We start from the raw sequence: 12,140 nt of genomic DNA on the forward strand, positions 1-12,140 counted from the left end.
CGCCGCTATGGAAACCAATCTCGGATATCTTCTTTCTGACAGCGGTCGATTGCTGCGCAAGACATTCGACGAACGTGTGCGGAGCCTCGGCCTGACTGCCGTGCAGGCGCGCTTACTGCTCAGCCTGTTCAAATTTCCCGACAACAACCAGGCCTTCTATGCCGAACGGATCGAGGTCGAGCCGATCACACTCACCCGTCTCGTAGACCGCATGGAAGAAGCGGGGTGGATCGAGCGCGTGCCCGATCCGACCGATCGGCGGGCTCGCCTGCTCCACCTCACTGCGAAAAGCCGGGAAATCGTCGAGCCCTTGCGGGTTATCGTCAACGGCCTGGTCGAGGACATGGCCGAGGGCCTTTCCAGTGGCGAGCGCGAGACGCTGGCCGAACTGCTCGAGAAAGTTTCGGCCAATCTGTCGGCCGAACGTGAATTCAAGGACGTCGCAAATGGCTGAGGCCGATCCGCAGATCCAGGGTGAGACCAATACGGTCATCGTCGAGGACTATGTTGCCACCGACAAGCCCAAGCGCAAATGGGGCCGCCTGGCCCTGATGCTCAGCGTTCCCTTGGTGCTGCTAGTCGCGGGAGGCTTCTATTGGCTTTCGCTGCAGGGCCAGGTCAGCACCGACAACGCCTATATCCAGCAGGACAAGGTATCGATCAGTTCGCAAGTCGGCGGCGAGATTGTCGAGGTGATGGTCAAGGAAGGCGACAGCGTTAAGACTGGCGACCTGCTTTTCCGTATCGATCCCGAGCCCTATCGCCTCCAGATCGCGCAGGCCGATGCCGCCATCGCAACTGCGCAGGCCAATGTGACCGCGCTGTCGAATTCGGCCGACCTCTCGGGCGCAGACATTGCGGCCGCACGCGAGGACATCGCTTTTGCGCAAGCGAATTTCCGCCGCAAGGACGAGTTGTTCAACCGTGGCTTCCTGACCAAGACCGAACACGATGCGGCCCAGCACGCAGTAAACCAGGCGCGCGAGCAACTGCGCCAGGCCGAAGCGCGGCAGCAGGCCGCTGGCGCCAAGCTCGCAACCGGCTCGGCTGTCCCGGGCGAGAACCCGCAGGTCGCCACGGGCAAGGCACAGCGGGCGGTTGCCCAGCTCCAGCTACGCCGGACAGAGGTTCGCGCCCCCGCTGCTGGCCGTATCGCGCAAGCCGACCGGCTCCAGGCCGGACAACAGGTCGTCCAGGGCCTGCCTGTGCTGACGCTGGTCGCCGACGGCAGCAGCTATGTGGAAGCCAATTTCAAGGAAACCGACCTAGCCAACATGCAGGTGGGACAGCCTGCCGAAGTTGAGTTCGACGCCTATCCGGGCCTCAAGCTGAAGGGTCACGTCGCCTCGATCGGTGCAGGCACCGGTAGCGAATTCTCCGTCATCCCGGCGCAGAACGCCACGGGTAACTGGGTCAAGGTCACCCAGCGTGTTCCCGTGCGGATCGCCATCGACGAGACGAGCCCGCGCCCCCTGATCGCGGGCCTGTCGACCGAGGTTACCGTCTTCACCGACGGCAAGAAGCACTAAGCTATGGCAACTCGTGCCATCCCCTCGGGATCGGGCGCACCAGCAGCCCCTGCGGCTGACGTGGCCCAACTGCCCGTCGACAATCCCGGCGTGCTGGTAATCGGGATCATGGGGGCATCGCTTCTCCAGATCCTCGACACGACCATCGCCAACGTCGCGATCCCCCACATGCGCACCAGCCTGGGCGCGACTACCGAGACAATCACCTGGGTGTTGACGAGCTATATCGTCGCCAGCGCCGTGGCCCTGCCCATCACCGGATGGCTGTCGGACCGCATCGGCGGACGCCGGCTGTTCATCGGGTCGGTTTTCGCGTTCATCGTCACATCGATGCTGTGCGGGATCGCGCAGAACCTCGAGGAAATGGTGCTGTTCCGGGCCCTGCAGGGCATCTCGGGCGCGTTCATCGCGCCCTTGAGCCAGGCCTTCATGCTCGACACCAACAAGCCCAGTAAACACGCTCAAATGATGGCCCTGTGGGGCATGGGCATCATGATCGGCCCCATTCTGGGACCAGTGTTGGGTGGTTGGCTGACCGAGCAGGCAAACTGGCGCTGGGTGTTCTACGTCAACCTGCCCATCGGTATCCTGAGCCTGGCAATCCTGATGGCGTACCTGCCTCACCGGGAGATTGAAAAGCGCCCCTTCGACCTCGCCGGCTTCGCGTTCGTCGGCATCGCGCTAGCCAGTTTCCAGATGCTTCTCGATCGCGGACAGACGCTCGACTGGTACGACAGTTACGAAATCTGGATGTGGACCTTCCTGTTCATCTCGGCGACCTGGATGGCGGTAATCCACCTCAACACTGCGAAGATGCCGCTGTTCGACCGGGCACTGTTCGCCGATCGGAACTTCGCCATTGCGATGGGCTTCATGCTTGCCATCGGAGTCGTCATGTTCGCGACAATGGCCCTTCTGCCGCCCATGCTGCAGCAGCTGATGGGTTATGACGTGATCGATACCGGACTGGTGTTGATGCCGCGCGGGATCGGCGTGCTCATCTCGATGCAGTTTGCCGGAATGGCGATGCGAAGGAACTTCGATCCCCGTCCGGTTGTCGCGACCGGCTTTATCATCTGCGCAATCTCTCTGTACGAGATGGCCCAGTGGTCGTTGGGCGTTGATCGCCTTCACATCGTCGCGTCGGGTCTCGTGCAGGGGCTCGGCATGGGTCTCGTCTTCATCCCGCTCAATGTCAGCGCGTTTGGCACCCTGCCACCACGCCTGCGGACCGACGGTTCGAGCTTGCTCAATCTGTTCCGCTCGCTCGGCGCATCGGCGGGCATCTCGCTGACCACAGTCATGCTGGCGCGAAATCTGCAGACTGCCCATGCTGACATCGCATCCGAAGTGACGGGAGCTTCGGTGTCCAGCGTGATCGATGTGAGCACGGTCGACCGCTACCAGAACCTCGGCGAAGTGGCGTTGCGCATGCTCGACCTGGAAGCCAATCGTCAGGCCGCGATGGTCGCCTATATCGACGATTTCTGGATGATGATGTGGATCACGCTGGCGGCTGTCCCGCTTGCCTTCATAATGCGGCGACCAAAGCCGATGGGAGCACCCTTGCCTCCACCCGGCGAGTGATCAGCGGAAGAAGCAGGTTACGCCGGCGGCGAGCGAGGTGATCTTACCGCCCTCGGCAAACCCCATGATCGTGCCGTAGTCTGCGGTGGTATATTCGAACTCGCCCGGCAGGGTGCTTTCGATTTCCCTGACCTGACGTTCACCCTTGAGTGCATCCATTGTTATGCCGGGGCGAATTCCGTCGCTGGTCACGACGCCTCCGCCCGTGCGCAGGAACCAGCCTGCGAACTTGCCGTCGAGATAGGCGACCTGCAACGGGCCATACTGGCTGAAGTCCATCGGGCCTGCGCCACATTCGCCATTGCTCGATTTCTCGCCCTCTGCGCCGAAGGACTTGGCCGCCAAAGCGTCCACTTCGGTTCGAGTAGCCCCGAAACGGAGGGGTATGCCGCCCTTCGCTCCTAGTCCGTTCGCATCCAACACGATCTTCGCACCCGACAAGCGGTCAGACGCGCGCTGCGCATCGGGAGAGGCAGTCTCAACCGACCCCGAGGGGGATGGCGCGGGTTCCGATTTGCCACATGCGGCAAGAGCCAGAGGCAGAGCGAGCAGGATGGCCTTTTTGTTCATGCCTGCACAAGCGACGGGCGGGAAAAGCGTTCCGGGATTCAAGTCGCCAGCCAACGCAGCGACATGCATGACAAGCCCGCGTCGATCTTGCCGATTGCGGAAACGGGGAGCGCCATGGTGGTCACGCCGTGCGCCTCGACCAAATCTCTGATCCGGGGAAATTCCTCACCCACCAGGACCGTGTCCCTCACTCTGAGGAGGTTCGCACCCGCTGCTTCCTCAGCGGGGACAATCACCCGCCGCATGCCACCGAACAGGGCGTCGTCGTCGAGTTCGGCAACGACAGCGACGGTTTCCTCTTCGATGAGCCCGCAACCCGTCTTGAAATGCAGCACTCCAGCAGGCGTTGCGACCACCCTTCCCTTTCGACCCAACTGCGCCAGCGCCACGATCAGCGCCTCGGCTCCCGTCTGATCGGTCCGAGCAGATAGGCCGATCAACACTTCGCCGGGCGTAACGAGCACGTCGCCACCATCGACATGGCCTTCGATCAAGCTAAGGACTTGCGGGAAAAGTCTTTCGAGCGTCGGTGCGATCTCGGCGACTTCGCCGGCCCTGCTCGGCGCTCCTGAATTGAGCAGGATCGCGCCTTCGCCGAACACCAGCGCCGGGTCCTCGACGAAGATCGAATCCGGATAATCTTCGAGCGGCTCGAGTATCTCGACGGCAAGGCCGAGCGAGCGCAGCGCTGCGGCGTAAGCCGTATGCTCGCGCAAGACATCGTCATAGGCAGGGCCGTCGTGGTCACCGTCACGCAGCCCCTGCGTCACGCTCTGTGAGGGAGCCCGCAGGAGCGCGTGGGTGAAATCGTAGACAGCCAGGTCGTCAGCCCTTCTTGAGGCACTCGCGCCCGAGAAGCTCCGCGATCTGCACCGCGTTCAGCGCCGCGCCTTTGCGCAAATTGTCGGAGACGCACCACAGGTTGAGCCCGTTCTCGACCGTCGGATCCTCGCGCACGCGCGAAACATAGGTCGCGCTGTCGCCAGCCGCTTCGATCGGGGTCACGTATCCGCCGTCTTCGCGCTTGTCGACGAGCATGACGCCCGGCGCCTCGCGCAGGATTTCCATCGCCTGTTCGGCGCCCAGTTCGTTCTCGAACTCGATGCTGACGGCTTCGGAGTGGCCAACGAACACCGGCACGCGCACGCAGGTGGCGGTGAGCTTGATCTTGGGATCGAGGATTTTCTTGGTCTCGACCACCATCTTCCACTCTTCCTTGGTCGACCCATCGTCGATGAAGACGTCGATGTGCGGGATGACGTTGAAGGCGATCTGCTTGGTGAATTTCACCGGCTCTACCGGATCGCCGACGAAGATGTTGCGGCTCTGCTCGAACAGCTCGTCCATCCCCGCCTTGCCCGCGCCGGAAACCGACTGATAGGTTGAGACGACCACGCGCTTGATCGTCGCCGCATCGTGCAGCGGCTTCAGCGCGACGACCAGCTGCGCGGTCGAGCAGTTGGGATTGGCGATGATGTTGCGCTTCTTGTAGTCGTGGATGGCGTGCGGATTCACTTCCGGCACGATCAGCGGCACGTCGGGATCCATGCGGAACAGCGAGCTGTTGTCGATGACCACGCATCCGGCAGCCGCAGCCTTGGGCGCGTATTCCTTCGCCGGACCGCTGCCCGCCGCAAACAGGGCGATGTCCCAGCCATTCCAGTCGAAGTGCTCGATGTTCTGGCATTTGAGCATCTTGCCGGTGTCGCCGAATTCGACTTCCGAGCCGACCGATCGGCTCGAGGCGACAGCTGCCACCTCGTCACAGGGAAACTCGCGCTCGGCGAGCACCATCATCATTTCGCGTCCGACATTCCCGGTCGCGCCGACCACGGCAACACGATAGCCCAATTCAACACTCCATCGGTAAGGAGACGCGGAAATAGCGTCTCCCGGCGCTTTCGCAATGGCAGAGGCGCTATCGCATACGAAAGCGCTACTCGGGCGGGGTAACCCCATGCGCCTCGAGGAAACGAAATACCGTGTTATAGCGGTGCGGCGAAATCTTCTCGCCGGCGACACGGTGAGTATACCCGGGATAGAGCATCATTTCGAACGGGACGTTGGCGGCCTGCATTTCGGCAATGACCGCCGTAGCGTTCTCGAACACGACATTGTCGTCGGCCATGCCATGGATGACGAGCAGCGGGTCGGTGATCTTGACCGCATCCGCCAGCGCCGAGGACTTGGCATAGGCTGCTCCGTCCTTTTCCGGCGTCCCCATGTAGCGCTCGGTATAATGGGTGTCATAGAGCTCCCACTTGGTCACTGGGGCGCCGCTGATGCCTGCGGCGTAGAGGCCCGGATCGGCCTCCAGCATCTTGAGCGTCATGTATCCGCCGTATGACCAGCCATCGATGGCGATCTTGTCGGGATCGACGAAGGGGAGCGTCTTCAAGTACTCGCCCCCCGCCTTCTGGTCGGCGACCTCGACCCCGCCCATGGCGCGATAGATCGGCTGTTCGAACCTGACGCCGCGATTGGCGCTGCCGCGGTTGTCGAGCGCAAACCAGATGTAACCCCCGTCGACTATCGCCTGCCGCAGCGCACCGTCCCATGCCTTGCTGACGATCTGCGGCCCCGGTCCGCCATAGTGATAGAAATAGACCGGGTAGCGTTTGCCGGGCGCCATCTCGGGCGTGACCATCTCCCAATGGAGCGGGGTGCCGTCAGCGGCTGGAATGGTGCCATATTGCACCGGCCTGTGGCTGGCGAGGTAGGGGGCGTAGGGGTGCGAGGCGTCGAGCGCATTCTCCTCGATCCAGGCGATACGCTGCCCGTTCTGGTCGGCCAGGAAGCTCTGCGGCGGAGTGTCGTCGTTCGATCGTGTGACCAACAGCGTCTGCCCGTTCTTGTCCATGCTCGCTGCATTCGAGAACGCCGGGTCGGTCAGCCGAGCCGGTTTCCCGCCAGTCAGGGGAATCGAGTAGATCTGCGGCGCCAACACCGAGTCCTTGGTTCCGCGAAAGAACGCGAGGCCCTTCTTCTGGTCGATCCCGACAAGGTCGGTCACGACCCACTCGCCCTTGGTCAACTGCGTCCACTTGCCTTTACGGAACAAGTAGAGGTGTCCGTATCCGTCGCGTTCGGACCACCACAGCAGCGATCGGTCAGCGAGCCATTTGTAGTTGTCGCTGAGGTTGATCCAGTAGTCCTTCATCGCCGCGTGTTCGGTGAACAACACGCTGGTCTTGCCGGTCGCCGGATCGACCTTGAGCATGTCGAGAACGGTCTGCTCGCGGTTCTGGCGCTGGACGTAGAGTGCTTCGCCATCAGGCGACCAATCGACCCGGGCGAGGTAGATGTCGGTATTTTCGCCAAGGTCGACCTTCACTCGGTTCTGACCATCGGGATCCATCACATAGAGTTCGACCACCGCGTTGGCGCTGCCTGCGACAGGATAGCGCTGCTCGTAAACCTTGGTCCCCATTGCGCCGATCGCTGCGCGCGTGACGACACCGACCATGCTCTCGTCGAACCGCTCGACTACGAGGCGCTTGTCATCGGGTGACCACCAGTAGCCCGACAGGCGTGCCATTTCCTCTTGCGCGACGAATTCCGCTTCACCCCAGCGAATGTCCTCGCCTTCCTTCGGCGTTACCGGCGCGGCATCCTTGCCGATCTCGCCGACCCACAGCTGGCGGTCGCGCACGAATGACACATAGCGCCCGGTGTCGCTGACCCCGGGATTGAGTTCGCTCTCCTCCGTATCGGTCAGGCGGACGATCTCGCCATCGAGCCGAGCGAGGATGAGGTCGCCGTCGAGTGGCACCAGTATGCCCTTGCCGTCGGACGTCCACTGGTAGTCGATGATGCCCTTGAGGTTGCCGACCCGCGCGCGCTCGCGCTGCATCTTCTCGTCTTCGCTGAGTTCGCGGCCCGATCCCAATTTCTCGCTGTCGACCAGCATCGACCACGCCATGGTCTCGCGGTCATAGGCCCACAGGTCGTAGCGTTCCTTATCCTCGGCCCGGTTGCGCAGGAGGGTCAGATAGCGTCCGTCGGGCGACAGCTTAGCCTTGCGCGGGGCCGGCCCGTCGAGCGAGGGCGAGGCAAAGACGCGTTCGAAGGTCAGCTCCATGGGGGCGGTTTCCTGCTTGTTGGTGACGGATTGCGCAGCAAGCGGCGCAGCAAGGCAAGTGCCCAGCGCCAGAGCGGTGGCAAGGATCGGTTTTCGCAAAGCTTCTCTCCTGGCGACAGGCAAAGCCTGATGCCGAGGAGCGGCTCCAGTGGCAAGTCGAAGCACCGGGCGGAGGAAAATCATGCCTAATTTCGCCTTAAGCGCGCTTCCTTAAATCCCCTTAACATCCGGCTGCGACAAAGGCCTCGTCGTCACGGGGCGTTTCCGGCTCACTAGTTCCGCGGCGGCACCATCGAAGGGGAGCCAATACCGGCTCCTTCACGATCCCCACGCAAAAGGGCGGCCCCCGCAAGGGAGCCGCCCTTTATACTTTCCCGTCCTTGCGGAAAGGAGGAATTACGCCTTGGGCGCGTTGACCTTGCGCTCGGCGATACGAGCGCGCTTGCCGGTGCGGCCACGCAGGTAATAGAGCTTGGCGCGACGCACGACGCCGCGGCGGACCACGGTGATGCTGTCGACGATCGGCGAGTAGAGCGGGAACACGCGTTCCACGCCTTCACCGAAGCTCATCTTGCGGACAGTGAAGTTGCTGCCCATGCCGCGGTTCGAGCGGGCAATGACAACGCCTTCGAAATTCTGGACGCGCTCACGGGTGCCTTCGACAACCTTCACGCCGACGCGCACGGTGTCACCGGCGCGGAATTCGGGAATGTCCTTCCCGAGGTTCTCGATGGCTTCCGCCTCGAGCTGCTGAATGAGGTTCATTGAACCATATCCTTAGTCTTTTCGCCGCGCGCCAGAGGCAGGTCGGTCCCGAGCGTCACTGTAACGCTCCCAAAGGTCCGGCCTGCGTAACCGAGTGTCTTCTTCGCTCCTTGCCTTGCGCCAAGCAGCGATTTTCGCATGATCCCCCGATCGCAGCACTTCAGGGATCGTGCGCCCTTCCCATTCCTGAGGTCGGGTATATTGCGGGTATTCCAGGAGACCGTCCTCGAACGACTCCTCGTGCCCGCTTGTGGGCGCGCCCATTACCCCCGGAAGCAGGCGAATGCAAGCGTCGAGAATCGCCAGCGCGGCGGGCTCTCCGCCCGAGAGGACGATGTCCGCCAGCGACACCTGCTCGACCTGCGGAAAAGCCTCGAAAATGCGCTCGTCGAAGCCTTCGAAACGACCGCACAGGATGGTCAACCCCGGACCGGCAGCGATCTCGCGAATGCGTTCCTGAGTGATCGGTTTCCCGCGCGGAGTCATTGCGAGTATCGGTCGGTCATCTGCAACGCTCGCAAGCGCTGCTCCGATGACGTCAGGCTTGAGCACCATCCCTGCCCCACCACCCGCCGGTGTATCGTCCACGGTGCGATGCTTGTCCTTCGCGAAATCGCGAACCTGGACCGCCTCGCACGACCAGTCGCCGCGCTCCATTGCCCTCCCGGCGAGCGAAACGCCGAGCGGGCCCGGAAACATTTCGGGATAGAGTGTAAGGATGGTCGCGGCGAAACTCATGCGCCGCCGCCTAGCGCCTCACGCAACGCTTTGCCATCCCGCGCGTTCAAGCGCGCATGAGCGACCAAATCGACGACTGCATCATCGTTGGCGCAGGGCCGGCCGGCCTGACCGCAGCGATATACCTTGCCCGCTACCACCTCTCGATCCGCCTGTTCGACTGCGGGACGAGCCGCGCAAGCTGGATCCCGACGAGCCACAACCACGCCGGGTTTCCCGATGGCATCCATGGTGAGGACTTGCTCGAGAGGATGCGGGAGCAGGCAGCGCGCTACGGCGCCCTGAGGGAACCCAAGCGGGTGACCGACCTCAAAAAGGACGGGAAGGTCTTCATCGTCACCTGTGACGACCTGGAATTTCGCGCACGCAGCGTCCTGCTCGCCACGGGTGTCGTCAACAATCGCCCCGATGGCATCGACGCGCAATTGCACGACGAGGCGATGAGTCGCGGCCTCATTCGCTATTGCCCCGTCTGCGACGGTTACGAGGTCACCGACAAGAAGGTCGCGGTCATCGGCACGGGCGACCATGGCACGGCCGAGGCGCAATTCATCCGCACCTATACTGCCGACCTGACGCTGGTTTCGCCGGGGGGCGACCATGATCTTTCCGAGCAGTGCTCCAAGGCGCTCGAAACCGCCGGGATAGCAAGGGTCGCCGGCCCTTGTGGCGGCTTCGCTATCGAGAACGGCCGGATCGCATTCGACACCGCCGAAGGCCGAATGCATTTCGATTCGATGTACCCCGCCCTCGGTTCGGTCGTCCGCTCGGGCCTTGCCGTCTCGTGCGGTGCGAAAGTGGGCGAGGATGACTGCATCATCGTCGACGATCACATGGAAACGAGCGTGCCGGGCCTCTTCGCGGCAGGCGATGTCGTCATCGGCCTCGACCAGATCAGCCATGCGATGGGTCAGGCAGGCGTGGCCGCCACGACAATCCGCAACCACCTTGCTGAAGAGCGACCTCTCAGGCGCTAACCGCCACAGCCGCCGCAGCCGCCCCCGCACCCTCCATCGCCTCCACCGTCGCTGCTGCTTCCGCTGTCGGAGGAATAGCCACCGTCCGGACCGGAGCTGGCCGCCTGGCGCATCGAATGGAGTTGGGCAAAGGGTGTGCCGGCAAGGATCGCGGTACCGAACAGCGCGACCCCGAGGCCGAGTTCCCCATCCGTGGGCGCGGTCTTCAATCGGATCGACTGGTCCTGCACTTCCTTTACTGCCCGCTGTCCTGCGCGCGTACGGGGATCGAGGACGGCAAACCGCCACACGGCGAGGACCAGGGTGATGAAAAGCATTGTCGAGAGAAAGCCGGTCGGTTCGCCCAGTGCCTGACCCGCCTCCTTGCGGTACCAGCCGATGGTGAGGACCACGAGATAGGGCACAGTGCCGATCAGACGCATCGTCCAGCGGCTGCCGCTGTCCATCATAAGCTCGCGGCCCGCGAGGCTCTGCTTGATGTCCTGCAGGTATGGCTTGAGCGTCGTGTAAGCCTCGGTGATCCCGAACTCGCCAACCTTCGCCGTCAGCGCCCGCTCGCCCGGAGTGGTCCCGCCCTGACGCACCACCCGCAGCTTGTTTTCGCTTCCGTCCTCAATTTCCCCTCTGCCCAGCAACCAGGCGAGAGTGGCCTCGGTATAGCGCTTGGGGCCACCGGCTAGGAAAGCGAGTTCGCCGGGATCGCTGACCCGTTGGTCGCGCCCTTCAGCCCTCAGGAAGTTCGGCAGCCACCAACCCGCGATGATCGCCATCGCCATCAATGTCCCGAAGAACATCAGGAATTCGCTGCCGGAATATGCGGAAAAGCCGGAGATCATGTCTAACTCCCTGCGACCAGCAGGGCGCCGACAAAGAGCAAGGTCCCTGCCATGGGGATGATTATCAGCCAGTTTCGTGACAGGACCATGACGTCTTTCGGGTTCACCCGAAAAGCCTTGGGGTCGATCGCAAAGCGCCTCTGAGCATCGCGCCAGATGTCGGGTGGCGGAGGCTCGCCGAAAGCTTCCTCGTAACTCTTCAGCGTCGCGGCATACTGGTCATAGTAGCGCCTTCGCTCGACCGCCCCGCCGGCGGTAGGGCCATGGTGGAGGCTCATCCCGAGAACGTCAGGACAAAAACGCTCCCAGTAATCGCGGCTGTAGGTGAGGTGCAGGTGCCAGGCCTGGTCGACAGCATCGGACGGAGTAACCTCGTGCCCGGAAGTTACTGCGAGATAGCAGAAGCGTTTGTACTCGCGGATTACGCGCTCGGCGAATTGCAGCGTCCAACGGTTCTCGCGCGCGAGACGCTGGGCAAAGGTCAGCGATGCGGTGGGAGGGCCGATCTCGTAGGCGGCAAGGCGCTGCCAGAGGTCTGAGGCGACGGCGGACATCGCCGACTACCTATCCCAGAATGCCTCCGAAATCACTAACCGGCTCGCATCCCACTTGGGCACGGCCTGCTCGGTCAGCGGGACCATGAACTTCTTGCCGTCGGGCTTCTCGATTTCGACGATGTCGGTGGCGCCGAAATTCTCGACCGCGCAGACCCGTCCGACATCCTCGCCCGTGTCGGTTACGACAGGCAGGTCGAGGAGGTCGGAGAAATAGAATTCCCCCTCCTCCAGCCCTGGAAGCTCTTCACGGGAAACGGAAAGGGCGGTGCCGCGCAGCTGCTCCGCCATGGTGCGATCCGACACCTCGGCAAAGCGCGCGATGGCACCGCCCTTGTTGTCGCTGCGGATCTTTACGAGGGTCAGCGAACCATCGTTGAAGCTCTTGTGCGATTTGAGGGCATCGAGCCCCTCGCCCAACAGCTTCAGGCGGACTTCGCCCGCCACGCCATGCGCGCCGGTGACGGCGGCCAGCGTGAGGGGCTTGTCCGACATGGGAAAGG

General features: G+C 62.8%; 13 protein-coding genes. 4 read left to right on the forward strand and 9 right to left on the reverse strand.

From position 1 onward, the window contains the following. The first annotated feature begins 7 nt into the window (after positions 1-7). From IRL76_RS06895 to IRL76_RS06905, 3 genes are read left to right on the forward strand one after another with little or no spacing between them, the layout of a single operon-like run. Entirely contained in the window at positions 8-454 is a 447-nt protein-coding gene (locus IRL76_RS06895; RefSeq protein WP_200984037.1) for a MarR family winged helix-turn-helix transcriptional regulator, read from the forward strand. Then, the gene (locus IRL76_RS06900) at positions 447-1,529 is read left to right on the forward strand and encodes an HlyD family secretion protein (protein WP_200984038.1); all 1,083 of its coding nucleotides are present in this window, start codon (positions 447-449) and stop codon (positions 1,527-1,529) included. The genes IRL76_RS06895 and IRL76_RS06900 overlap by 8 nt, the downstream gene beginning before the upstream one ends. Before the next feature lie 3 nt (positions 1,530-1,532). Next, a complete protein-coding gene (locus IRL76_RS06905) occupies positions 1,533-3,116 on the forward strand; it encodes a DHA2 family efflux MFS transporter permease subunit (RefSeq protein ID WP_200984039.1) in 1,584 nt (527 codons plus the stop codon). Here the strand turns inward: IRL76_RS06905 and IRL76_RS06910 are convergent, their stop codons facing one another. The 6 genes from IRL76_RS06910 to trmD form a co-directional block, all read right to left on the reverse strand. Beyond that, complete coding sequence (locus tag IRL76_RS06910; protein ID WP_200984040.1) at positions 3,117-3,686, reverse strand: hypothetical protein; 570 nt, start codon at positions 3,684-3,686, stop codon at positions 3,117-3,119. Positions 3,687-3,724: 38 nt separating this feature from the next. Then, positions 3,725-4,456 carry a dimethylarginine dimethylaminohydrolase family protein gene (locus IRL76_RS06915; RefSeq protein ID WP_246450046.1) on the reverse strand — a complete coding sequence of 244 codons (732 nt, stop codon included), beginning with the start codon at positions 4,454-4,456 and terminating at the stop codon, positions 3,725-3,727. A 55-nt stretch (positions 4,457-4,511) separates the two neighbouring features. Further along, positions 4,512-5,537 carry an aspartate-semialdehyde dehydrogenase gene (locus IRL76_RS06920; protein ID WP_200984041.1) on the reverse strand — a complete coding sequence of 342 codons (1,026 nt, stop codon included), beginning with the start codon at positions 5,535-5,537 and terminating at the stop codon, positions 4,512-4,514. An 85-nt stretch (positions 5,538-5,622) separates the two neighbouring features. Further along, positions 5,623-7,767: a S9 family peptidase gene (locus IRL76_RS06925; RefSeq protein ID WP_246450073.1), complete on the reverse strand. Its 2,145-nt coding sequence runs from the start codon at positions 7,765-7,767 to the stop codon at positions 5,623-5,625. Positions 7,768-8,163: 396 nt separating this feature from the next. After that, positions 8,164-8,532, reverse strand: coding sequence for a 50S ribosomal protein L19 (gene rplS / locus IRL76_RS06930; protein WP_281388132.1), 369 nt, complete (start codon positions 8,530-8,532; stop codon positions 8,164-8,166). 12 nt (positions 8,533-8,544) lie between these two features. Further along, positions 8,545-9,270: a tRNA (guanosine(37)-N1)-methyltransferase TrmD gene (gene trmD, locus IRL76_RS06935; RefSeq protein WP_200984043.1), complete on the reverse strand. Its 726-nt coding sequence runs from the start codon at positions 9,268-9,270 to the stop codon at positions 8,545-8,547. Between the two features lie 56 nt (positions 9,271-9,326). Here trmD and IRL76_RS06940 point away from each other — a divergent pair, with 56 nt between their 5' ends. Beyond that, the gene (locus tag IRL76_RS06940; RefSeq protein ID WP_200984044.1) at positions 9,327-10,247 is read left to right on the forward strand and encodes an NAD(P)/FAD-dependent oxidoreductase; all 921 of its coding nucleotides are present in this window, start codon (positions 9,327-9,329) and stop codon (positions 10,245-10,247) included. Here the strand turns inward: IRL76_RS06940 and IRL76_RS06945 are convergent. From IRL76_RS06945 to rimM, 3 genes are read right to left on the reverse strand one after another with little or no spacing between them, the layout of a single operon-like run. Beyond that, a complete protein-coding gene (locus tag IRL76_RS06945; RefSeq protein WP_200984045.1) occupies positions 10,244-11,083 on the reverse strand; it encodes a TIGR04222 domain-containing membrane protein in 840 nt (279 codons plus the stop codon). The genes IRL76_RS06940 and IRL76_RS06945 overlap by 4 nt on opposite strands. A gap of 2 nt (positions 11,084-11,085) precedes the next feature. Beyond that, on the reverse strand, positions 11,086-11,637 hold the full coding sequence (locus IRL76_RS06950) for a glycine-rich domain-containing protein (protein ID WP_200984046.1): 552 nt from the start codon (positions 11,635-11,637) through the stop codon (positions 11,086-11,088). A 6-nt stretch (positions 11,638-11,643) separates the two neighbouring features. After that, positions 11,644-12,132 (reverse strand): ribosome maturation factor RimM, encoded by a 489-nt coding sequence (rimM, locus tag IRL76_RS06955; protein ID WP_200984047.1) that lies wholly within the window; start codon positions 12,130-12,132, stop codon positions 11,644-11,646. Between the last annotated feature and the right edge of the window lie 8 nt (positions 12,133-12,140).

It is taken from the genome of Qipengyuania soli (genome assembly GCF_015529805.1).
Taxonomy (GTDB): Bacteria; Pseudomonadota; Alphaproteobacteria; order Sphingomonadales; family Sphingomonadaceae; genus Qipengyuania; species Qipengyuania soli.